General features: G+C 61.8%; 15 protein-coding genes. 6 read left to right on the forward strand and 9 right to left on the reverse strand.

Going from position 1 to position 24,144, the window contains the following annotated elements; genetic code table 11:
• Window positions 1-7: 7 nt before the first annotated feature.
• Genes aroB through pilM form a run of 7 tightly spaced genes read right to left on the reverse strand, consistent with a single transcriptional unit; the run spans window position 8 to window position 5,930 of the window.
• Window positions 8-1,126: a 3-dehydroquinate synthase gene (gene aroB / locus KUW18_RS03255; protein ID WP_206940217.1), complete on the reverse strand. Its 1,119-nt coding sequence runs from the start codon at window positions 1,124-1,126 to the stop codon at window positions 8-10.
• The gene (gene aroK, locus KUW18_RS03260; protein WP_206940219.1) at window positions 1,123-1,671 is read right to left on the reverse strand and encodes a shikimate kinase AroK; all 549 of its coding nucleotides are present in this window, start codon (window positions 1,669-1,671) and stop codon (window positions 1,123-1,125) included. Before aroK ends, aroB begins: the two co-directional genes overlap by 4 nt.
• The gene (locus KUW18_RS03265) at window positions 1,671-3,047 is read right to left on the reverse strand and encodes a type IV pilus secretin PilQ (RefSeq protein WP_315900635.1); all 1,377 of its coding nucleotides are present in this window, start codon (window positions 3,045-3,047) and stop codon (window positions 1,671-1,673) included. The genes aroK and KUW18_RS03265 overlap by 1 nt, the downstream gene beginning before the upstream one ends.
• Before the next feature lie 24 nt (window positions 3,048-3,071).
• The gene (locus tag KUW18_RS03270; RefSeq protein WP_222483397.1) at window positions 3,072-3,602 is read right to left on the reverse strand and encodes a pilus assembly protein PilP; all 531 of its coding nucleotides are present in this window, start codon (window positions 3,600-3,602) and stop codon (window positions 3,072-3,074) included.
• Window positions 3,599-4,327 carry a type 4a pilus biogenesis protein PilO gene (locus KUW18_RS03275; RefSeq protein ID WP_206940224.1) on the reverse strand — a complete coding sequence of 243 codons (729 nt, stop codon included), beginning with the start codon at window positions 4,325-4,327 and terminating at the stop codon, window positions 3,599-3,601. Before KUW18_RS03275 ends, KUW18_RS03270 begins: the two co-directional genes overlap by 4 nt.
• A complete protein-coding gene (locus KUW18_RS03280; protein WP_222560810.1) occupies window positions 4,324-4,881 on the reverse strand; it encodes a PilN domain-containing protein in 558 nt (185 codons plus the stop codon). Before KUW18_RS03280 ends, KUW18_RS03275 begins: the two co-directional genes overlap by 4 nt.
• Window positions 4,878-5,930 carry a type IV pilus assembly protein PilM gene (gene pilM, locus KUW18_RS03285; RefSeq protein ID WP_206940228.1) on the reverse strand — a complete coding sequence of 351 codons (1,053 nt, stop codon included), beginning with the start codon at window positions 5,928-5,930 and terminating at the stop codon, window positions 4,878-4,880. Before pilM ends, KUW18_RS03280 begins: the two co-directional genes overlap by 4 nt.
• A 237-nt stretch (window positions 5,931-6,167) precedes the next feature.
• Here pilM and KUW18_RS03290 point away from each other — a divergent pair, with 237 nt between their 5' ends.
• Together KUW18_RS03290 and KUW18_RS03295 are read left to right on the forward strand one after the other, a co-directional pair.
• Entirely contained in the window at window positions 6,168-8,696 is a 2,529-nt protein-coding gene (locus KUW18_RS03290; RefSeq protein WP_206940230.1) for a penicillin-binding protein 1A, read from the forward strand.
• A gap of 103 nt (window positions 8,697-8,799) precedes the next feature.
• Window positions 8,800-9,561, forward strand: coding sequence for a YdiY family protein (locus KUW18_RS03295; RefSeq protein ID WP_206940232.1), 762 nt, complete (start codon window positions 8,800-8,802; stop codon window positions 9,559-9,561).
• Window positions 9,562-9,739: 178 nt separating this feature from the next.
• On the opposite strand, the gene KUW18_RS03300 is transcribed toward KUW18_RS03295, so the two are convergent.
• On the reverse strand, window positions 9,740-11,011 hold the full coding sequence (locus KUW18_RS03300; RefSeq protein ID WP_206940233.1) for a malic enzyme-like NAD(P)-binding protein: 1,272 nt from the start codon (window positions 11,009-11,011) through the stop codon (window positions 9,740-9,742).
• 377 nt (window positions 11,012-11,388) lie between these two features.
• A complete protein-coding gene (gene rpmE / locus KUW18_RS03305) occupies window positions 11,389-11,601 on the reverse strand; it encodes a 50S ribosomal protein L31 (RefSeq protein ID WP_206940235.1) in 213 nt (70 codons plus the stop codon).
• Between the two features lie 168 nt (window positions 11,602-11,769).
• Here rpmE and KUW18_RS03310 point away from each other — a divergent pair, with 168 nt between their 5' ends.
• From KUW18_RS03310 to KUW18_RS03325, 4 genes are all read left to right on the forward strand, one after another.
• The gene (locus tag KUW18_RS03310) at window positions 11,770-13,995 is read left to right on the forward strand and encodes a primosomal protein N' (RefSeq protein WP_206940237.1); all 2,226 of its coding nucleotides are present in this window, start codon (window positions 11,770-11,772) and stop codon (window positions 13,993-13,995) included.
• A gap of 130 nt (window positions 13,996-14,125) precedes the next feature.
• On the forward strand, window positions 14,126-15,811 hold the full coding sequence (gene argS / locus KUW18_RS03315) for an arginine--tRNA ligase (protein WP_206940239.1): 1,686 nt from the start codon (window positions 14,126-14,128) through the stop codon (window positions 15,809-15,811).
• 3 nt (window positions 15,812-15,814) lie between these two features.
• On the forward strand, window positions 15,815-16,558 hold the full coding sequence (locus KUW18_RS03320) for an SPOR domain-containing protein (RefSeq protein WP_206940241.1): 744 nt from the start codon (window positions 15,815-15,817) through the stop codon (window positions 16,556-16,558).
• Between the two features lie 641 nt (window positions 16,559-17,199).
• Window positions 17,200-24,027 (forward strand): Ig-like domain-containing protein, encoded by a 6,828-nt coding sequence (locus KUW18_RS03325; protein WP_206940243.1) that lies wholly within the window; start codon window positions 17,200-17,202, stop codon window positions 24,025-24,027.
• The last annotated feature ends 117 nt before the right edge of the window (window positions 24,028-24,144 follow it).

Below are 24,144 nucleotides of genomic sequence, written 5' to 3' on the forward strand. Positions count from 1 at the left end.
CCCAGCATCAGCAACGCGGGAACTCCTTGATGCAATCGTGAAGGACCGCGGATGGCGTCTGATCATGGACGCAGGCCTTGCCGAGCTCCTGCAGCAGGATCAGTCGAATGCGATCGTCGAGATTTTTCTTGTCAAGCTTCATGCGTGACACGAAGTCCTCCACACTCATCTCGGCCGGCGCCGACACCGGGAGACCACAGCGCTCGATCAGCCGCCGTGTGCGGTCGACCGCTTCGCTATCGATAAATCCGAGCCGCATCGACAGGTCGGCAGCCATCATCATGCCCGCTCCCACTGCCTCGCCGTGCAACCAGGCACCGTAGCCCATATGGGCCTCGATGGCATGACCAAAGGTATGGCCCAGATTCAACAGCGCCCGAACACCTTGCTCGGTTTCATCCAGGGCCACGATCTCGGCCTTGATCGCACAGCTACGCTCGATGGCCGTGGCCAGAGCCACGTCATCCAGCCGACGTAGCGCGTCGAGCTGCTGCTCCAGCCATTCGAGAAAAGCGCGATCGTAGATAAAGCCGTACTTGATCACCTCGGCAAGCCCGGCGGACAACTCCCGCTGGGGCAGCGTCGCCAGCGTCGCCGTATCGATCAGCACGGCACGGGGCTGCCAGAAGGCACCAATCATATTCTTGCCCAGGGGATGATTGACCCCGGTCTTGCCTCCCACCGAAGAGTCCACCTGAGACAACAGCGTGGTCGGCACCTGAATGAACGAGATGCCACGCTGATAAGACGCTGCGGCATACCCGACCATATCCCCGATCACCCCGCCACCCAGGGCCACGAGCGTCGAGCGGCGGTTGAAGCCAGCCTCCAGCAAGGCATCCCAGATGCGCGACACCCCTTCGATATTCTTGTACGCCTCCCCATCGGGCAGTACCAGGGTTTCGATACGCAGCGTTTCGTCCGCCCGGGCGAGCGCCGTCGTCAGGCGCTCGAGGTAGTGCGCCGCCACGGTCTCATTGGTCACCACCATCACCTGCCGCCCGGACAGGTGCGAGACCAGGCGCTCGCCCTGGTCCATCAGTCCCGCACCGATATAGATGGGGTAGCTACGCTCTCCCAGGGAGACGTTCAACGACAAGGGATCAGCAATCGATGCGGTGGTCATGAGGAAGCCTTGCAAGTCAGGGGGTCGAGAAGACGATGGACACGCCGCACGATATCGTTGACCACGGAGCGCGGTCCGCGGCGATCCGTACGCACTACCAGGTCGGCGGTGGCACGATACAGCGGGTCGCGCAGCGCAAACATGTCACGCAAAAGCTGCTCGCGATCACCGCGCTGCAACAGCGGACGGTTGCGATCCTTGGCGGTACGCTTGAGCTGCTGTTCCACGGTGGTATAGAGATAGATGACGGTGCCACCCTCCCGGATGCACTGTCGATTTTCCTCGCGCAGCACGGCGCCACCACCCGTGGCAATGACGACCTGGTCGTAATCGACCAGCTCGCTGATCATGCTGCTTTCACGATCGCGAAAGCCACTCTCGCCCTCGACATCGAAGATCCAGGGAATATCCGCGCCGCAGCGTGCCTGGATCTCATGGTCGCTGTCGTAGAAGGGACGTGACAATTCGGCCGCCAGCAGGCGGCCGATGGTGCTCTTTCCAGCCCCCATGGGGCCTATCAGAATCAGGTTCGGTACATCCTGCATCAGTGATTCGCCAGGCCGTCGTCGAGTATCCGGGGTGTAATGAATACCAACAACTCTACCTTATCGTTGACGTCCTCGGTATAGCGAAAAAGCCTACCCAGCACCGGCAGGTCACCCAGCAAGGGGGTCTTGTAGAGGGTATGCAGCTGCTGCGTGGTCAAAATTCCGCCCAACACCACGGTTTCACCGTTATCCACCAGCACCTGGGTCTGAATCTCGTTGGTATCAATAGCGGGCTCGCCGTCGATGCTCTGCTCGGCCAAGGTATCGTTGTTGATGGTCAGATCCATCACCACCCGGTCGTCACCGGTGATCTGTGGCGTTACCTCCAGCGCCAGCACGGCCTCCTTGAACTCCACGTTGGTGGCGCCACTGGAAGTGGACTCCTGGTAGGGAATCTCCGTACCCTGCTTGATCAGCGCCGTATGCTGATTGGAAGTAATCACCCTGGGCTCGGAAATGGTCTGGCTCTTGCCTTCGCTCTCCAGCGCTCGAAGCTCCAGGTCCAGCAGCACGTCACCGGCCAGATAGCCGATGTTGAAAGAGTTACCCGCTTCCAGGGCATCTCCCAGGTCCACGGACATGCCGCCGTAGGTATCCCCTCGATTGCCCGAAATCACATCCCCGATGGTGATATCCCCACTATCGCCGACGGTCTTGCCATGGCGACTGCTGACACCCCAGTTGACGCCGATTTCCTCGGCGGTATTGTCCCTGGCGACGACGATACGCGCCGAGATCTGTACCTGCTTGACCGGTACATCGAGCCGCGCCAGGGTTCTTCTGATCTCGAGCAGCTGAGCCGGCACATCCTGGATCAGCAAGGTGTTGGTGCGCGGATCCGTGGCGACCCTGCCGCGCTCGGTCAGCAGACCAAAGCCACTCTCACCTCGCAGCAGCGCGGCCAGCTCACTGGCCTTGGCATAGCGCACCTCGACATGCTCCGTCACCAGCGGCTCCAACAGGTCGCGTCGAGAAGCGGCCTCCAACGAGAGTCGGTCCCGCTCGGCAAGCTCCGCCACCGGGGCCACCAGCAGGATATCGCCCTGGCGGCGACTACCCAGCCCCTGGGTCTGCAGCACCATTTCCAGGGCCTGGTCCCAGGGCACGTTATCGAGATTCAGCGTGACGCGACCACTGACGCTATCACTGACCACGATATTGAGGCCGGTGAAGTCACTCAGCACCGACAGCACGGAACGCACCTCGACATCCTGGAAGTTCAGCGTGATCGGCGCGCCCTGATAGTCCGCCTGCGGATAATCTGCCGCCTGCACGCTGCAGGACGCCACTCCCAAGATGACCGGCACGAGCCAGAGCAACAGCCCCCGCCTGCGGTGCTTGCGGCCCTTCATCGGGCTGCGCCATGATTTCATCAGTCTCTGCATGTTCGCCCCGCGTCATTGAGTTGCTGTGGCGACGACGGACCCTGCTGGCCCTTCGCCCACCGACACCAGGCGATCCCGCCAGGCATAATGCTCCGGATGATCGGCTTCCAGCCTGACCGCATCGGGTTCGATGGCCGCCACCTTGACCGCTGGAGAGGCCAGCGACTGCCCCTCCATTACGGCATGCACCCGCCCTCCAGGCGTCTCGAACAAGGCCCAGCGCTGGGACTGGCGCTCCAGCACCCCGACCAGGGTCAATTCGTCCAGAGCAAAGGCGGCCAACCCTTGGGGATCGCGCTGCACCTGGCCGGCGAAGCGAAAGGGGCTTCTCGACTCGGCATACAGGTAGTGAAGAATCGGAAGCTCAACGCTCTCAGGCAGCTCTCCTGCCGGCTGGCGCCATTCGGTGGTCAGCGCCGCCGCCAGTCGTTCATCCAACGCTTCCAGGCTGTCGTGTTCACAGCCCGTCAAGACACAGCCCGTCATGACACAGGCCAGAACCAGCCACAGACGGGTGAACTCTCCCCGACAGCGGCTGCTCATTGACGCCGTACCTGCTCATCGGAGACTCGCACAGCGGCGGCCGACGCATCGCCAATACTGTAGGTCTGCACCCGAGCACTCAGCTCAAGCTGGCCTTCCACGGGCAGCAGACTGAAGTCGTGAATGGTCACCAAGCGCGGCAGATTGGCGAGGTCAGCGATAAAGCCACCGATGGCGTGATATCCCCCCCGCACCCGCAGCTCGAAGGGACGCTCCACATAGAGCGCCAGCGGACGAGGCTGCCCCAGCGCCAGCTCCTGCAGTGCCAGCCCCCGGGCTCTGGCCTCATCCCCGATACCTTCAAGCAGCGAGGGGATATCAGCCCCATCCGGCAGCATCTGCCGACGCTCGCTGACCATCTGATCCAGATTCACCAGCACGCGCTTCATGCGATCCAGCTCCGCCAGCTCACGCGCCCGCGCTTCAAACTCCCCGATCGCCTGCTGCTCCTGCAGCTCAAGCTGCTCCAGGCGTATCGCCAGCGGTCGCACGTAGCACACCAGCGTCACAACAAGCGCAACGCAAAAGGCGCTGGAGCCCACCAGCACGCGCAACATCCATGGCCAGCGCCCGGCCTCACCCAGCTCCAACCGTCGCCAGTCGACCACACCCAAGCGACGCCACTCTTCCCTTAGGCGCAGCCACCGGGAGCGCGATGATGGCACCCCCGCTATCGCGTCGGCCCCATGCCCCACCGCCCTGCGCCTATCCAGTGACGGCATCATGGCCTTGGCCTCTCGACGGCGTGGGACGCCAGCTGCAACTGCACGACAAAGTGCTGGCGACCATGCTGTGCCCCTACCCGAGACAGCTGCGGCTCCAGGAACGTCGGCACTCGCTCAAGGGCACGCAGCTGCTCGACCAGGCGCGCACTGTCGACCGCCTCCCCCTCGAGGATAAGCGCATCATCGCGGCGCTCGACCCGGTCATAACGCACGCTATTGACCAGCGTCGCAGCCAGACCATTGACCACATCCAGGGTCTGCCGACGCTGGTCCTGCAACCGAGACAGCAGTGCCTCTTCCTGGTCAAGCAGCGCCAGCTGCCGGTCAAGGTCCGCCATTTCCCGCGACGTTGCCTCGAGCTGCGTCATCGCCTGCTGCACGTGCTGGTCGCGCTCAGCCATCAACGACAGCTGCCACTGCAGCCACAGCGACGCCAGCAAGGCCACTCCCACGCCTGCTGCTGCAGCCATGACCACCGTCAGCCAGAAGCCATGGGTACGCCGCACCCTGGCCGCGTCGCGCCAATCGAGCAGATTGATGCGCACCCGGCTCATGCCCGCCCCCTCAGCGCCAGGCCACAGGCGGTCAGCAGCGCGGGGGCCTCGGCGCGCACGGCGTCGACGTCCAGGGATGATGCAATGCTCATGCCCTCCAGCGGATCGACCAGGCTGACCGGCAATCCGATCGACTCAGATAGCCGTTCGGCGAAGCCGCCGATCAGGCTGGTGCCCCCCGCCACCAACAGGCGACTCAGCGGGCGAAATCCCCCCGACACGCGATAGAGCTGGAGCGAGTTTTCGATATGGCCGATCAAGGTATCGAGAAACGGCAGCAGCACGGCATGCCCATAGTCCCCCGGCAAGCCGCCGCGTTTCTTGGCGAAACCCGCTTCATCAAGACTCATGCCGTAGTGACGCTGGATGGCCTCGGTCAACTGCATGCCGCCGTAAAGACTGTCGTGGCTATAGATGATCCGCCCTGCCTCAAGCACATGCAGCGCATTGAGATAGGCACCAACATCCACCAGCGCCAAGGCCTCATCCCCCATCTGCAGACGCCGATAGAGCCCAGCCATGGCTCGTTCGATGGCAAAGTTCTCCACATCGACGGCGGCCGGCACCAGCCCACTGGCCTCCAGCGCCTGGGTCAATTGCTCGACATCGTGGCGTCGACACGCCACCAGCAACCACTCCCGAAATGCCGGATCATCGACACACTCACCGAGGCATTGAAAGTCGAATGCCACCTCACGGAACGGAAACGGAATGTGCTTGTCAGACTCCCACTCGATCCGGGCTTCGACCTGGTCCTCGTTCAAGTCCGCCGGGAAACGCAGCAAGCGTGTGATCGCCGCTCCAGAAGGGACCGCCACGGCGGCATGCCGACTGCGCGGGGCGGCGCGCTCGACGACACGGGACAGGACCTCGATCACCTCGCCCATATCGCGAATACGGCGTTCGACCACGGCTCCCTGGCGCAAGGGTCCCACCGCATGGCTGACCACTCGGTGGCCACCCGCTACCGACTCAAGCTCGATCAGCTTGACCGTGGCAGACGTGATATCCACACCCACCAGGCCATTGGCCCTTGAGGTAAACCACATGTCGTCGTCGCATCCGCAGCTATGGCATGCACCCGATGCACATTACCGTGGTGCCAGCCTAGCCAACCGTAGGCAAGAGGTTACTGATCTATGCCACGACTTTGTGCAACAAGGCGGGTAATTCGTCACAAAGGTGGTGACGGCTGCGCCCAGTTCCTATAATGGCCGACGCAAAGGATTGCCTTTTTCAGTGATATACCCCGCCGTTTTCGTTTTCAGCATGGACACCGCGATTTCATGAAGTATCTCAGAACGCTCTTATTCTCTGCCGTGTGGCTAGTGATCTCACTGGGCGCCGCAGCAGCCTTGGGTGTCGTTGGTGCCGCCCTCTATTTTGCGCCCGGTCTTCCCGATGTCCGCCAGCTGCAGGACTTCGAGCTGCAGACCCCGCTGCGCATCTACACCAGGGACAACCAGCTGATTGGCGAATTCGGCGAGGAACGCCGCATGCCCGTCGATTTCGATGAGATCCCCGAGCCCATGCTGCAGGCCCTGATGGCCGCTGAGGACGCGGCGTTCTTTGAACACCCGGGGGTGGATCCGAAAGGGCTGGCGCGGGCCGTCAAGCAGCTGATCACCAGCGGCGGCACGCCCCAGTCCGGGGGTTCGACCATCACCATGCAGGTAGCGAGAAACTATCTGCTGACGTTGGACCGCACCTTTACCCGCAAGCTGCGTGAAATCCTGCTGTCGCTGCAGATGGAACAGATTCTGTCCAAGCAGGAAATCATGGAGCTGTACGTCAACAAGATCTTCCTGGGCCACCGCGCCTACGGCATTGCCGCTGCGGCAGAGGTCTATTATGACAAGCCGCTGGACGAACTGACCCTGGCCGAAAGCGCCATGATTGCCGGGCTGCCCAAGGCGCCTTCGTCCTTCAACCCGCTGGCCAATGCCGAACGCGCTCTGATTCGCCGCAACTGGATCCTGTTCCGCATGCGCGAGCTCGGGTATATCGACCAGGCAGCCTACGACGACGCCGTCCAGGCCCCGATCACGGCTAGCCGTCACGTCGCCCGTGCCGAAGTTCAGGCCGATTATGTCGCGGAGATGGCGCGCCAGTTTGCCACCGAACGTTTCGGTGACGAGGCCTATACCGGCAGCTATCGCATCACCACGACCATCGACAGCGAGCTGCAGCCCATGGCGCGCCAGGCGCTGGCCAATGGCCTGATCGCCTACGATACCCGCCACGGCTGGCGGGGCCCGGAAGACACCGATATCCCGCAAAGTCTGGCAGAAGCGCAGGACCAGACCGAGCGCACTGGCCTGGAAGAAGAGCTGTCTGGCTCACCCGAGGTGATGGAGACCGCTCGTCGTGCCGCAGAACGCAGTCAGACAACGGTCGAAGGCATCGATGGCGACGTCAGCAACTGGCTGCAAGTGCTCGAGCGCACCCCCTCCTTCGGCCCCCTGGAGCCCGCCATTGTGGTGGCGACCGATGGCCGTGAAATGAAGGTTCTTACCCACGACAGCCAGCTGATCACCCTGGACTGGGCGGGCCTTGAGTGGGCAGCACCTTACAAGAGCGCTCGCTATCGTGGGGCCAAGCCCACGGCAGCCTCCCAGATCGCCAGTCGCGGTGATCTCGTGCGCATTCTGCAGCGCGAAGACGACAGCTGGCGACTCTCCCAGCAGCCCGATGCGGAAGGCTCGCTGGTGGTGATGGATCCCAAGACCGGTGCGATTCTGGCCCTGCAGGCGGGCTTTGACTTCGATGCCAGCAAGTTCAACCGCGCCATTCAGGCACGTCGCCAGGCGGGCTCGATCTTCAAGCCGTTTATCTACCTGGCAGGCCTCAACAGCGGCGATGTGACCCCCGCCACCGTGATCAACGACGCCCCCGTCGTGCTCAACGATGGCAGCAACGAACTGTGGCGCCCATCGAACTCCAGCGGCGACTTCCTTGGCCCGACCCGTCTGCGCACTGGTCTGGCACGATCGCGCAACCTGGTTACCATCCGCCTGCTGCAAAGCATTGGCCTTGATCGCACCATCGATTTTCTGGTCGACTTCGGCTTCTCCCGAGAGCGTCTGCCTAACGGTCTGTCGCTGGCTCTGGGTAGCGCCAGCCTGACGCCACTGGAGATGACCAATGCCTACGCCGTGCTCGCCAACGGCGGTTTCCGCGTCACTCCCTGGTTTATCGAAAAGATTACCCAGGGTGAGCAACAGACGCTGGTGGAAGAGGCAAGCCCGCGGGTGGCATGCCGTGAGTGCGAGGAAGGACAAAGCACCACCGAGATCGACGGCAAGACCTATGAAGTCGCTCCGCGGGTGGCCAATGCCCGCGCGGTCTACCTGCTGCGTGACATGTTGCGTGACGTGGTCGAACGCGGCACCGCTCGTCGCGCGCTCTCCCTTGAGCGCAGCGATATCGTCGGCAAGACCGGTACCACCAACGATCAGCGCGACGCCTGGTTCGCGGGCTTCAACGGCGACTACGCCACCACCGTATGGGTCGGCAAGGACGACAACACTCCCACGGCGGAGTACGGCGCCCAGGCCGCACTGCCGATCTGGGTCGACTTCATGGGCCAGGCGCTGGCGGGCAAGCCGGAGAACATTCCGCCGCAGCCGCCAGGTATCGTGACGGCCCGCGTAGACGCCAACACCGGCCGGTTACTCGGCGACAACCAGGGCGGTGGCATCGAGGAAATCTTCGACGAAGATCACATGCCCAGTGTCCAGCCCCGTCGCGTGGAAAGCGCCGTGGAGCGTCACAGCGGCTCCCAGGGCACTGGCGCCTACGAAGCTATCTTCTAGCCTCATCCCGCAAGTCGCTTCTCCCCCGCCCGGGGGAGAAGCAAGACTGCCGCCATGGCGGCATCCTGATCTCTTCCCCTAGCCTTATCCAGGTGACCACCACATGGTGCTTTCCCGCTTACGCACGCTGGCAGCCACACTGTGCTTCTTTGGGCTTTTTGTGCCGATATCGCCATCCCTGGCCGATTCCTTCTACGCCCCTGCGGCGCCGAACGACGACGCCCCCGACTTTATCGGGCATGTCGAATTTGGCTATACCCGCCTCTCCGGCAATACCAACACCGAGACCGTGCTGGGCAAGACCCAGCTGACCTGGCTCAACGGCGCCTGGCTATCGCGCTTTCGGGCCGAAGCCCGCCATGCCAGCGAGGACAGTGAAACCAGCGCCGAACGCTACATGACCTCGTTTCGTCAGCGCCGCGAGCTGGTGGGTCCTCACTATCTGTTTGCCTTTGGTCGCTGGGAGAAGGACCGTTTCAGCGGCTACGATCATCAGTTCACCGCCATTACCGGTTACGGCCGGCAGATCCTCGACTCTCCCCGTGCCCATCTTGAGCTTGAGGCAGGCCCAGGCTATCGCGCAGACATCCTGCCCGACGAGGACGATCAGCGCCTGGCCGTCGCCTACGGCGCCATGGAAGCCGGCTACATCCTGAGCGCCAGCGCCAGTCTTGAACAGGAACTCTCGGTCGAGACCACGCGCAAGAACTCGACGCTACGCTCTTACACCGCACTCGATACCCGGATCAATGCGCACATGTCGCTGCGACTGTCGCATGAGATAAAGCACAACTCGGATCCACCCGAAGACGCCGAAGCACGGACGGATCGAATTACGTCAGCCTCATTACGCTACGAGTTCTAAGACGACGTCAGCCTGGATCAGCGCCCGTGCCAGCGTTGGTGAACCAGCCGCTCTCGATACACCAAGCACTGCGCTCCCTGATCGAGCCCGCCCATACAAAAAAGCCCATACAAAAAAGCCCTCCAGTGGAGGGCTTTTTCATTACCGCATGACCAGAGAGCCACGCTTGAGACGGCGCTCAGCTGCCGTAGACGTCGTCGATGGTCTTCAGCGGATAGTGCGAAGGATAGGGCTTGCGTGCCACCCCTGAGTCGACAGCCGCCTGGGCGACGGCGGAGGTCACTCGCTCCAGCAGGCGCACATCCACCGGGGTCGGAATGATGTATTCCCGGCCAAAGCTCATGGCGTCACGCTCGTAGGCATCCAGCACCGCCTGAGGAACAGGCTCGCGAGCAAGGTCCTTGAGCGCATGGACCGCCGCTACCTTCATCTCCTCGTTGATGCGAGTTGCACGCACATCCAGCGCGCCACGGAAGATGAACGGGAAACCCAGCACATTATTGACCTGGTTGGGGTAGTCAGACCGCCCCGTCGCCATGATGACGTCCGGGCGGGTTTCCCGGGCCAGATCGGGATGAATCTCGGGGTCCGGGTTGGTGCAGGCAAAGACGATGGGATCCTTGGCCATTTTGCGGATATGGTCGGCCGTCATCAGGCCGGGGCCGGACAGGCCGATAAAGACATCCGCGCCATCGATGGCGTCGTCCAGGGTGCGCTTGTCGGTATCTACCGCAAACATCGCCTTGTGCTGATTCAGGTCTTCCCGCCCGCTATGGATGACTCCCTTGCGGTCGAGCATCACCAGGTTGGCGGGATTCGCACCACAAGCCACCAGCAGCTTCATGCAGGCAATCGCAGCAGCACCAGCCCCCATGCAGACGATCCGCGCCTGCTCAAGCGACTTGCCGGCGATGTCGAGCGCATTCAGCATGCCCGCCGCCGTCACGATGGCGGTGCCGTGCTGGTCATCATGGAAGACCGGGATCTTGCAGCGCTCAACCAGGGCTTGCTCGATCTCGAAGCACTCCGGCGCCTTGATGTCCTCGAGATTAATGCCACCCCAACTGTCGGCAATGCGCGCCACCGTGTCGATGAACGCCTGCGGACTCTCGGCATCGACCTCGATATCGACCGAGTTGATGCCGGCAAAGCACTTGAACAGCACCCCCTTGCCTTCCATGACCGGCTTGCTGGCCAGCGGACCGAGGTTGCCAAGGCCAAGGATGGCGGTGCCATCGGAAATCACCGCGACGGTGTTGCCCTTGCCGGTATAGCGATAGGCATTCTCCGGGTCCCGAGCGATTTCGCGCACGGGCTCCGCCACGCCAGGACTATAGGCAAGCGCCAGGTCCTTGGCGGTGGCCGTCGGTTTGGTCAGCTCGACCGACAGTTTGCCGGGAATGGGAAGTGCGTGATAGTCCAGCGCAGCCTGCTTCTTTGCGTCTGTCATGCTTGGTGTCCGGATATCCTTGTGGAACGTGGCCACACAATATAGAAAAATATTCCATTTCTCAACATTGGCACCAAAAGCGATATTTACACGCTCGTTTGAAGATGTTCGCTGACAATGTCGACAACTTTTGCTGCATTGCACCAACGTCTAACAAAGCGCTGAATCCATCAGCCGAGCGACGCAAGCGTCCTTAGAAGACTAGACCTCAGCGACATCTTACGCATTGATGCGCCGCAACAGCGATACCCAGAAACGTGGTGCGATGCGTCCTCCAGATACAACAAACCCGCCAATGCTGGCGGGTTTGTGACGGGCAAAGCCCGAGCGTCATCATGACATTGCGCCGTCGCCTGACGACGGCGCCCATCAGACGATCAACGCTTGAGTGCAGCACCAAAGCGCTTGTTGAAGCGCTCGACGCGGCCACCGGTGGTAGCCTGCTTCTGCTTGCCAGTGTAGAAGGGGTGGCACTGAGAGCAGACGTCCAGGTGCAGGTCGTGACCGACAGTGGAGCCGACTTCGAAGCTGGCGCCGCAGGAGCAAGTCGCGTTGACCGTCTTGTAATCCGGGTGGATACCTTGTTTCATCGTGAACCTCACTTTTCGGTATGCCGCCACCTGATCCATTGCCAGGCACCGCATACGGGTAATGGCACGGCCATCGTGCATGCTGTGACGCACCACCGTGCCGGCCGGTGAACCGCCTGCCTGTTACAGGCGGCGGAGCATTCTAGCAGACTTCATTGTGGAGGCCAATTGCCTGACACCCCTGCCCCGCGCGTACTGCGCATTGCTATTCCCTCACCTCTGCGCAGACTGTTCGACTACCGTCCTGGCGGCCCAGTTCCGCCCGACGGCTGGCAGGAGGGCCTGCGCGTGCGCGTCGAATTCGGTCGTCGGCAGGTGGTGGGCGTCATCGTGGCCTGCGCCGATGACAGCGACTTCCCACTGGACAAGCTGAAGCCCATTCAGAGCTGTATCGACAGCACGCCGCTACCGGCGGACTGGCTTTGGCTGTGCCGGTTCACCGCACGCTACTATCAACATGCGCTGGGCGACACCCTGGCACATGCCATGCCGGTGCTCCTCCGCCAGGGGCGACCACTGCAGGCCCGCACCCGTGAGCGCTGGATGATCAATGCCAACGCCGACCGCTCGCGACTGGGACGCGCGCCTCGCCAGGCCGCACTACTCGAGATGCTGGGCCAGCATCCTCACGGCCTGACGACCCAGGTGGTCCTGGCACAGTCCTTCAGCCGAGACCAGCTGGGCTCCCTGGAAGCCAAGGGACTGATCATCCGCCATGAGGAAGCGCTCGCCGCGGCCCCCACGGACGACACCAAGGGCCTGCTCGCCAGCCCCGCCCTCAGCCTGAACGACGAACAGGCGAAAGCGCTCAATCGGTTGCACCAGGGCCTGGATCGCTTTCACCCGTGTCTGCTGCACGGTGTCACGGGAAGCGGCAAGACCGAGGTCTACCTGCAGCTGATCGAGGCCGTCGCGGCCAAAGGTCGCCAGACCTTGGTGCTGATTCCGGAAATCGGGCTTACCCCCCAGACCCTGGGACGCTTCCGCCAGCGCTTTCGTGTGCCCGTCGTCGCGCTACACTCCGGTCTGACCGACCATGAACGCCTGGATGCCTGGGAAGCCGCTGCCAGCGGCAGAGCGCTGATCGTCATCGGCACCCGCTCGGCCATCTTTACGCCGCTGGCGAGGCCAGGCCTGATCATCGTCGATGAAGAGCACGACGGCTCCTTCAAGCAGCAGGACGGACTGCGCTACCACGCGCGAGACCTGGCGGTGGTGCGCGCCAAGCGCGACCAGACCCCGCTGCTATTGGGTAGCGCAACCCCCTCATTGGAAAGCCTGCATCGCGCGTTGACAGGGGACTACGCCCACCTGCGGCTGACCCAGCGAGCCACCCGCCACGCTCCCGCTCGCCTGGAGCTTGTCGACCTGAAGGGGCGCACTCGCCGCGGAGGCCTGATTCCACCGGTTATCGACGCCATCAAGGCCACTCTGAGCGCCGGACATCAGGTCCTTGTGTTCATCAATCGCCGCGGCTTTGCACCCACCCTGTCCTGCCATGCTTGCGGCTGGATGGCGGACTGCGATCATTGCGATGCTCGCATGACGTGGCATCGCCAGCCTCCCATGTTGGCCTGCCACCACTGCGACCGCCGGCGAGTCCTTCCCGACGCCTGCCCAGAGTGTGGCAGTGCTGACCTGCGTCCGCTGGGCAGCGGCACCGAGCGCACCGAGGAAAGCCTGGCCGAGAGTTTTCCCGACGTTCCCGTGCATCGTATCGACCGTGACAGTACCCGTACCAAGGATGCCCTGGAGAAGATGCTGACTGAGGTGCGCCGTGGCGAGCCGGCCATCCTGGTGGGCACTCAGATGCTCGCCAAGGGACACCATCTGCCTCATGTCACTCTAGTGGTCGTGGTCAATGCCGACGCAGGTCTCTATGCCAGCGACTTTCGTGCCCTCGAGCATTCCGCTCAGCTGCTCGAGCAGGTGGCCGGCCGCGCCGGGCGCGCGGCCCACCCGGGCAGGGTGCTGGTACAGACCATGCACCCGGACGACCCGAACCTCCGCTTGCTGGCAGACCGGGGCTATGACGCTCTGGCCCAGACACTGCTGGATGAGCGACGCATCGCCGCCCTTCCTCCCTACCGTTTCATGGCCCTGCTGCGCATGGAGGGGCCTCGAGAAGAGGCACTGACCACCCTGGCACGAGAGCTCGCCCGCGAATTGCGCGATCACATCAAGCAACAGGCGCTCGAACTCGACTGCCTCGGCCCAGTGCCCGCCCCCATGGAGCGGCGACAGAACCGCTACCACTTGCAGCTGGCGCTGATGTCTGACAAGCGCAGTCAGCTGCACCCTGCCCTGGCGTGGCTGGCACAGCGGCTGGAGGCCTGGCCCGACGCCCGACGCGTTCGCTGGTCGATCGATGTCGACCCTCAGAGCCTGAGCTGATCCGGAATTTCCATGAGCAGACGTCCGGCCTTTAAAGGCTGGACGCAATCATCGATAATGCACGGTCTGCCTGCCGACTGGCGCCCTGATCGCCGCGCTCGGCCACCGTGCCACAGGACATAGACGCCTCATGAAAGACACTATCGTTGCGCTGCTGGATGCCGCCCTTGCCGAGCTCAAGCAGCAGGAAGTCATTCCCCAGGAACTCGCCCCCACCTACAAGGTCGATCCGACCAAGGACAAGGCTCACGGTGACTACGCCACCAACCTCGCCTTGATGCTGGCCAAGCCCGCCAAGTCAGCCCCGCGCCAGATAGCGGAAAAACTGGTGGCCGCTCTCCCGCAAAGCGATGCTGTCGCCAAGGTCGACATCGCGGGCCCAGGCTTCATCAACTTCTTCGCCGCCACGGATGCCGCTGCCCAGGTCGTGCGCCACGTGCTGGATGCTGGCGATACGTTCGGCCGCAGCCTGACAGGCCAGGGAGAGAAGGTGCAGGTGGAATTTGTCTCGGCCAACCCGACCGGCCCGCTGCACGTGGGACATGGCCGTGGCGCTGCCGTCGGCGACTGCCTGTGTCGCCTGCTTGAGGCCACCGGCTACGACGTCACCCGCGAGTTCTACTACAACGATGCAGGCGCTCAGATCAGCAACCTGGCGCTGTCCGTCCAGGCCCGCGCCAAGGGTCTCGGGCCAGACGACGCAGGATGGCCGGAGGACGGCTACCGCGGCGACTATATCACCGACGTGGCCAACGCCTACCTGGCCGGTGACACCGTCCATGCCGACGATCGCCATGTGACCGGCAAGGGCGACCCCGATGACCTTGAGGCCATCCGCGACTTCGCCGTGGCCTATCTGCGCCGGGAGCAGGACCTCGACCTGCGTGCCTTCGGCGTCAGCTTCGACGTGTACTTCCTGGAGTCCTCGCTGTATGAAGACGGCAAGGTCGAGGAAACCGCACGCCGCCTGGCAGAGAATGGTCACACCTATGAGCAGGAAGGCGCTCAGTGGCTGCGCACCACGGACTTTGGCGATGACAAGGACCGGGTAATGCGCAAGAGCGAGGGCGGCTACACATACTTCCTGCCGGATGTGGCGTACCACCTCGACAAGTGGCAACGGGGCTTCACCACCGTCGTCAATGAGCAGGGGGCCGACCACCACTCCACCGTGACCCGGGTACGCGCAGGGCTGCAAGCCCTTGACGTGGGTATTCCCAAGGGCTGGCCCGACTACGTGCTGCACCAGATGGTGCTGGTGACCCGTTCAGGGGTCGAGGTCAAGCTGTCCAAGCGCGCGGGAAGCTATGTCACCCTGCGTGACCTGATCGATGAGGTCGGGCGAGATGCCACCCGTTTCTTCCTCGCTGCCAGGCGGGCAGACTCCCAGCTGACCTTCGACATTGATCTGGCGCGCTCCCAGTCCAATGACAACCCGGTCTACTACGTGCAGTACGCCCACGCCCGCGTCTGCAGCGTGCTGCGCAAGGCCGAGAGCGAAGGCCTGGCCTTCGACCACGCCACGGGCATGGCCAATCTGGGCCTGCTCGAAGCGGATCAGGAAAAGGCGCTGCTCAATCGACTGGCCCGCTACCCCGAGGTGGTCGAACACGCCGCCAAGGCTCGCGAGCCCCAGCAGATCGCCCAGTATCTGCAGGACCTCGCTGCCGATTTCCACAGCTGCTACAACGCCTGCAAGGTCATGGTCGAGGACGCTGCCTTGCGCAATGCCCGCCTGGCACTGGGCCTTGCTGCGCGCCAAGTGCTGCGTAATGGGCTTGACCTGATGGGCGTCGGCGCGCCGGAGGAGATGTAAGCCATGGCCACTCGCAAGGCGCCGCCCCGCAAGCGGGGAGCCACCAGCAGCCAGAAGCGCAAACAGCCCTCCACGCGCGGCCGCGGCGGCATTCCCGGCTGGCTGTGGGCGGCCGTCGGCCTGGCGGCTGGCTTTCTTCTGGCACACCACCAGAACGGCACCGCGCCATGGCAGGATCCGCGATCGCCGATCGCTGCGGTACTGCCCAAGCCATCGAGCAATGATGGTCAGGGCGGTGGAACAAGTAGTACTTCCACCAGCGGCGGACAAGGTCAGAGCAGCGACAGCGAACCGCCCATGCCGACCTTCGAGTTCTACACCCTGCTCCCCGAGTCAGAGGTCATTGCGTCAGACGAGGAAGTGCCCGAGTCCACGGCTCGTCGACCGGAAGCGGCAACGTCCAGTGATGATGCCATCTCGGACGATGACCCCATTGCCGCCGTGATCGCCGCCAACTCCCGCGAGGACACATCGGCGAGCACGCCCTCCGAGACGCCCCGCAGCGCCGAACGCCGCTACATGCTGCAGGCAGCGTCATTTCGTGAAGTGGGCGATGCACGTCAACTGGCTGGCCGGCTTAAGGACTTCGGCTTGCTGGCCAAGATCAGTGAGGTCGAGGCCACCGGCGGGGCGACATGGCACCGGGTGCAGGTCGGTCCTTACAGCGACCGCAACGAGCTGGCACGCGCCCAGGACCTGATGAGCACCCAAGGTATCGAACCCTTGCTGATTCAACTGCAGAATTGATGCCTTACCCCGTCACTTGACGACGCCTTGCTGACACCTCAAGGCCCGCTTCCTGCCCCCAGGAGCGGGCCTTGTTGTTTACGACAGCCATCTTCATCCTGCCGGCTTCGACCTCTCCATAGAGGCTTGTTCCGTTTGCCCGTCACGCCATCGCTCTTTTGGAACCGCCTCCCGCAGCACCGTACTGGCCATCATCACCGCGTCTTCCGTCTTCTCTCTTGGCTACCTATCAAGTTAATGATCGTTGAGCGGGAGCCGTCATATCACCCTGTACCATTTTGACACGCTCCCCCTAGTACCGAAGTGCATGCAGCGCTGACCTAGCTCAACAGACATGCATGAAAAACAACACACTTGCATAAACAATACTCTTAAACGTCATCCAATGAGCTGATCAAGATAAATATCATCCTTCTTACATTACCCAAACACGCAGTAATTAGATTACCCACCTGCCCATGCAGCCAGTATAACCACTTTGTCCTTATCACTAGCATGGTTTTCGCCAGCGCATGCCCATTTGATGGGGTTACGCCTACAACCCTGAAACTGCACAACAATGGCGAGTTCTGTCATTGAGCGTCGGCACATTTTCCTCTACTAACAGGTGGATAGTGATGGCTGAAAGCAACGTTGAAACAGTGAACACAACCGCGTTCCTTGATGAAGATGGACTGACAGGCGGCAATGCTGGTGGAATCAATGACCTCCCCGGCACGGATATCACCACCCTGGGATTGATCAGTTTTTCCTACAAGAATGGAACCCCTGCCAGCAGCTCGCCTTTTACCTGGAACACCACAGGCATTCAGGCAATCACGTCCAGTGGCTCCGCCGTGACGTATTCAGTGTCAGGTGACGGTCTGACCCTGACAGCCGCCGACGAAGGTGGCGAAAAAGTCTTCGAACTTGTTATGCAAGACACCTCTTCGGGTCTGTTTGAGGCGACACTTTTCAAGTCAGCCGACCATGGCATTCCCACGGCGGAAGACGATCTGCTGTTGCAGGTTGGCTTCACCCTGACCGACAGTGCCGGCGCCACCTCGAACGATATGATCGCTGTCTTTATTGACGATGATTCGCCTGCCATCACTTACCAAGATGGCAGCGAAATCGAAGTTTCCACCACGCACACCGGCAACTGGACGCTCAGCGGCGGTGCCGACGGTCTGGAAGATGCCAGCGTCAAGGTGCCTGGCGACAGCACCAGCTATGCACTCGATACCGCCATTCAGCTGGACAATGGCGTGCTGACCATCAAGAGCGACGGCACATGGACCTTCACCATCGACAGGGACGTCATCGAGGATGACCCTAAACTCAGCTTCACCGTAACGGCCAGCGATACCGACGGTGACGTCACCAGCCGCACCTTCAATACGACGGTGAAACTCAAGGCTGTCCCCGTCACGCCCGAGACGGACGATGATCCCGCGACCACGTCGCCGACGGCTACCGTAGACGAAGATGGTCTAGAAGGTGGGGGCGAAGGAGGCATCGGCGATGTGCCTGGAAGATCTACCACGGCACGGGGCGAACTCGGCTACAGCTTTGGTGCCAACGAGCCCGCAGCGGGGAATGGGGCCTTTTCCTGGCACCTGGAGGATATGCCAGCCCTGACGTCCGGGGGCGAACCTCTCAACTACACCTTGAGTCCCAACGGACGGGTCATTCAGGGCAAGACGGCCGATGGAGACACGGTCATCGCTCTGCAGCTCAACGATCTGCAGCAAGGGAGCTATACCCTCTTCATTCAGCAGGGGCTGGATCACGCTGACGCGACCAAGGAGGACAATATCGAGTTCTCCGTCGGCTTCACCATCACCGATGCCGAAGGCCTGAGCGCAGATGGCAAGCTGAACCTCGTCGTCAATGATGACTCCCCCGCGCCGACCGAGGACACAGCCTCTACTGACAGCGCCACGGCGGTGACGGTAGACGTACTTGGCAACGACCTTCTCGGTGGCGACGGGGGCACGCTGACCCAAGTGAGCGTTCAGGGCGGCGCCGCTACCGGTACCGCCGCGATCAACGCCGACGGTACCGTAACCTTTACGCCTAACGTCACCTTCGCAGGAGACGCCGTCATCACCTATACCCTCATGGATAGAGACGGTGATCAGGCCAATGGGGAGCTAACAGTCGGCGTCGACCGGGCCGGTAACATAGGGCCGACGACACCAGGAGGCGATGGTGACCCTCTGACTGAAAATCCGATAACGGTAGTGGACGAGGAAGGTTTATCCGGCGGTGTGCAGGGCGGTGACTTCGATGCGCCAACCACCGAGAGCGAACGCTTCAGCAAGCTCGGATATGACTTCGGTATATACGGGGCAGCGGACAACGGCGCCTTTCGCTGGAGTCTCAGCGACAGCAACCTCCCCAAGCTCACCACCTCTGGCGAAGCCATCATCTTTCGCTTGAGCGGCGACGGGCACTCGCTGGTCGGCAGCACTGATGCAGGCGACGAAATTGTCATCATCCAACTGACGGATGTTGCTACCGGCACGTACAAGGTGGCCATCACCAAACCACTGGACCACCAGAACCCTAACGCCGAGGATGACCTCCGACTGTTGGTTGGCTATACGGTGACCGACAAACAGGGACTGACAGCCGACGGCGCGGTTCGGATCTTTATCGACGACGACTCTCCACTGGTACAGGACGATCAGGCCAGCACTGATAACCTGACCCCCGTCACGGTGGATGTCCTTGCCAACGACCAGGCCGGCGCTGACGGTGCGGGCAGCGTATCCGCGACCGTCACGGGCGGCAATAGCGTAGGGACCGTTGTCGTTAATGCCGACAACACCCTAACATTCACTGCCGCTCAGGGTTTTGCTGGCAAGGCCATCGTCGACTACACCTTCACCGATGGTGATGGTGATATCGCCCATGGCACGTTAAAAGTGAATGTAACTCAGGCATCTACCGGCCCGATTACCCCCGAGACCGATGACGATCCCGCTTCCAGCGCCCCTCGCGCAGTTGTGGATGACGAAGGCCTAGCCGGCGGCGTGCAAGGCGGCATTAAAGATGCAGCGACCACCGACACAGAACGTTTCGGCTCATTGGGATACGACTTTGGCAGCAATGGGGCTGCGGACACCGGAGCCTTCCGCTGGAATACGAGCAACCTTCCACGACTGACTACTGGCGGTCAAGCCGTCACTTTTGACTTGAGTGACAACGGGCAATCACTGGTCGGCAGTACCAGCTCTGGCGAAGCGGTCATTTTCATCCAGCTGACGGACCTGACTGACGGCACGTACAGGGTGGCCATCAGCAAGCCGCTTGACCACAAAAGGTCTGGTATCGAAGACGATATTCTGCTGAGAGTCGGCTATACCGTCACAGATAAGCAGGGGCTGACCGCGGACGGCGTACTGGACATCATCATTGATGATGACTCGCCGGTGGTACAGGACGACCAGGCCAGCACTGACAACGAGACTCCTGTCGTGGTGGATGTCTTGGCTAACGATCAGGCTGGTGCCGATGGCGAGGGCAGCCTATCCGCGACCGTTGTGGGCGGAAATAGCGTAGGCACTGTTACGGTCAACGACGACAACACCCTGACCTTTACTGCCGCACAGGACTTTACTGGGCAAGCCATTGTCGACTACACCTTCAGCGACGGTGATGGCGATACTGCCCAAGGCAAGCTCAAGGTGGACGTCACTCAGGCTGCCACCGGACCGACCACCCCCGAATCCGATGGTGATCCCTCATCAGACACCCCTCTTGCGGTAGTGGACGAAGACGGTTTGCTTGGTGGTAACGAAGGCGGTTCGGGCGACGTTGCAGGCACCGTTATCGAGACGACGGGGCTATTGAACTATGACTTTGGCTCTCGTGGCCCGGCGGGACCCCGTGAAGCCTTCACCTGGGACGCAGGTACACTGCCTCAGCTGACCTCAGGAGGCAGCCAGATAAGCTTCTACCTGAACGGCAACGGGCGCTCTCTGGTCGGCTTTGACGAGAATGACAACAGGGTCATTACCGTACAGTTGACCGACCTGGCGTCAGGAAGCTACCGAGTGGTGCTTAATAAGCCGCTGGATCACACCGACCCGACGGAAGAGGACGACATCGAGCTGGCGTTGGGCTATACCATTACTGACAGTGCAGGGGCCGAGGCATCTGGCACCTTGAACATTCAGGTCAATGACGACTCACCCACGTCAAGAAATGACAGCGTAGAGGCCGAGAACAACTCGCCTGTGACGCTTGACGTGCTGGCAAACAATGCGCTGGGCGCCGACGGCGGCCACATCAGCAAAGTGAGCGTCGCCGGTGGCGCCGACGTTGGTACCGTCTCGATCAACCCTGACGGCACCTTGACCTTCATCCATGCTCCCGGATTCGAAGGCACGGCTACAATCTCCTACACCCTCGTGGACGGTGACGGCGATACCGCCAGCGGTTCGGTCAAGGTCAATATCGTGGATAACGGCATTGCCCCCACGACCCCTGAGACCGATGGTGATCCTGCCACCACCTCACCCGTTACCACCGTCGATGAGGACGGCCTGGCAGGTGGCCTTGCCGGCGGCAACGGCGATGTGTCCGGCGAGACCGTGAAGACGACGGGATCTCTGGGCTATACCTTCGGCGAGGATGGTCCGGCCAGCACCGGCGCCTTCACCTGGCAGACGGCGGGTCTGCCGTCGCTGACTTCTGGCGGCGATGCCATCACCTTTAACGTCAGTGCCAACGGCACCGTATTGACGGGCAGCAAGGCCGATGGCACGCCGGTACTGACGGTCAAGGTCACCGACCTTGCCTCCGGCAGCTACGAGGTGGTCCTCAGCGATGTGCTTGATCATCCTATGATCAACATCGAGGATTCCATCTCCCTGAACCTCGGCTATGCGCTGAAAGATGGTGATGGCGATGTTGTCTCCGGCAAGTTGACCGTCAACATCAACGACGACATGCCGGAAGTGTTCATGACGGACCCGGCCTTCCTGGAAGATGGCGCGTCCGGCGCTATCAACTTTGCCACCCATGCGGGTGCCGATGGTGCCGATAGCGTGGTGTTCTATGAAGCCATCGATGGCACCGCAGCGCTGGACAGCGCTGGCAACGCTCTGGTCTACCTTGGAAAGCCCCTGACCTACGCACTGAGCGACGATGGCAAGATGCTGTCAGCGGTTACCGCTGATGGCGACGTCGCCTTCTCAGTGGCCCTGTCGGACGATGGGACCAGCTATTCTGTGATGGCCAGCGATGCCTTTACTACGGGTGAGACCAGTGACCTCGTGGTATCAACGGGTACCGCTGCCGGGGATAACAGCTTCATCGGCTACAACGTGGCAGACGCAGAGCCCGGCAACGATGTGCTGATCAGCTCCAAGGGCCAGACCATCGTTCGTGAGGGCAGTGCCTATGGGGTCGGTGATGCCAAGATCAGCGCTGGTGAGGTCATCCGCGTCGACTTCCTCAACAATGCGGTCATCAGCAAGAGTCAGGTATCCTGGGATAGCCATCAGTCCATCAGCCGCTACCAGCAGACGCTGCATGTCGATGGCAAGTCCAGCTCGAAGGCGTCGCTCTCGGTCTCCGCATTTGCCTTTGATGCCGATGGCGGCGCCGGCAGCACGGTACCTGCCCTGGGCAGTGGCACCCCCGTCGACCTCTCGGTCAGCGACATCTCGGTGTTCGATGCCGTGGGTGTCGAGGTCACCTCGGAAATCACCCTGACCGATACCGGCAACAGCATCACCGTGGCCGGCATCCAGGACGGATGGCGTATCGAACTCGAGAGCAGCCAGCCCTTCCAGGCGGTGGAAATCACTGGCCAGGCGGGCAATGACCTTAGCCTCGGCGGCATGGAATATCGCTCAGGTGGTGAAGGTGGCAGCCTCGATGTCACCTACGAGCTGACCGGTACCGATGGGGATGGCGACTACGCCGAAGGCCACCTGACCCTCGAGACCCGCGAGGAAGACAGCGTGCAGGCCGGTGGTGACGGCGATGACACTATCACCGCAGGCCACGGCGACGATGTCATCATCGGCGACGATGGCGGCAGCGCAACCATCATCGAGAACGGCAAGGACTACAACCTGGCTCTGGTGCTCGACTTCTCGGTGAGTACTGCGGCGTATACCGACATACCGAAAGACGGCTACCCCGGGTACTTCAAGACGCGTATCGAGATCTTGAGGGAGGCGGTCACCGAATTCGTCAATGGCCTCAAGGATCATGTTGGCGTCATCAACATGAACGTGGTCATCTTCAACGATCACGCCTACACCATGGAGTACAAGGACGTCGTCGGCAACAACCTGTTCCAGTCCATCATCGACCGTGTCAACGGCTGGGGCCCGGGTGGTTACACCAACACCGAAGACGCGTTCCGCAAGACAGAGACCTGGTTCAAGCAAGTCAGTACTGACGACGTGGAAAACCAGACCATCTTCTACACCGACGGTACGCCTCAGTTCTACATGGCGGGCGTGAACAACGACGCCAAGGTGTGGACGGCCAACACCACCCAGGTCACGATGCAGGAGACGGTAGATGCCTTCAACGACCTGACGCAGTACACCGATGTGCACGCGGTGGGCTGGGATGAAACGCCCAAGACCCGCACGATTCTGCCCGACGATACCAACGTCTCGCAGATCACCCAGTACTTCGACAACACCAACGTGGTCGGGGAATCTACCGTCATTCTGGATGACGGCACCGAATTCACCGGCACCATTGGCGAGGCGGAGATTGTCGACACCCAGTTCGAGCTCAACCTGGCCTTGGCCACCGGCTCCAAGGAAACTGGATACAACGGTCTTGGCAACGACACCCTGGATGGCGGCGGCGGCAACGACATCATCTTTGGTGATACCACCAACAGTGACGAGTTGAGCTGGACCAATGGCGACACGGGAGCAAGCTTCGCTGCTGGCACCCATGACGGCATGGGCCTGAGAGGGGTATTCGAGTTCCTGACGTGGTCTCCGGAGCACGGTGATGGTGAAGCACCGACCAATGCCCAGCTCAGCGACTACGTTCGCGACAACTACGAATCGCTGCTGGAAACCACTCGTACCCAGGGCGGTGACGACACCCTGAGGGGCGGTGCCGGCGATGACATCCTGATCGGCGGTGGCGGTGCAGACACCTTTGTCTTCACTCTCGCTGACGCAGGCGTCGAGGGCTCGCCCGCGACGGACACCATTGTCGACTTCCACACCGGTGTCTATGGCGCTAGTTCCAGTGCCGACAAGCTGGATCTGTCGGATCTGCTGGAAGATGCATCAGAGGCGTCGCTGTCTGACTACCTGCTGGCAGAACAGCAAGGGGCCGACACCGTGCTGCACATCGACGCAGGTGGCAACATCAGCGCCGACGGCAGCAACGCCAGCCAGGTCATCGTGCTGTCCGACGTCAGCATGTCGGGCTCCAGCGATGACTTCCTCAAGGGTCTGTTGGAGAACCACCAGCTCGATATCGAGTAAGGCTTGCATTGAGCCCCTATCGATACCCGCAGTAGCAAGGAAGCAGTTGGTGTAAAAGGAAGAAACAGCACCCGGCCTCGGCCGGGTGCTGTCGTTTACGGGCCCGGAGCGATGAAT

It is taken from the genome of Halomonas sp. DP5Y7-2, from assembly GCF_019802025.1.
Classification (GTDB): Bacteria; Pseudomonadota; Gammaproteobacteria; order Pseudomonadales; family Halomonadaceae; genus Halomonas; species Halomonas litopenaei_A.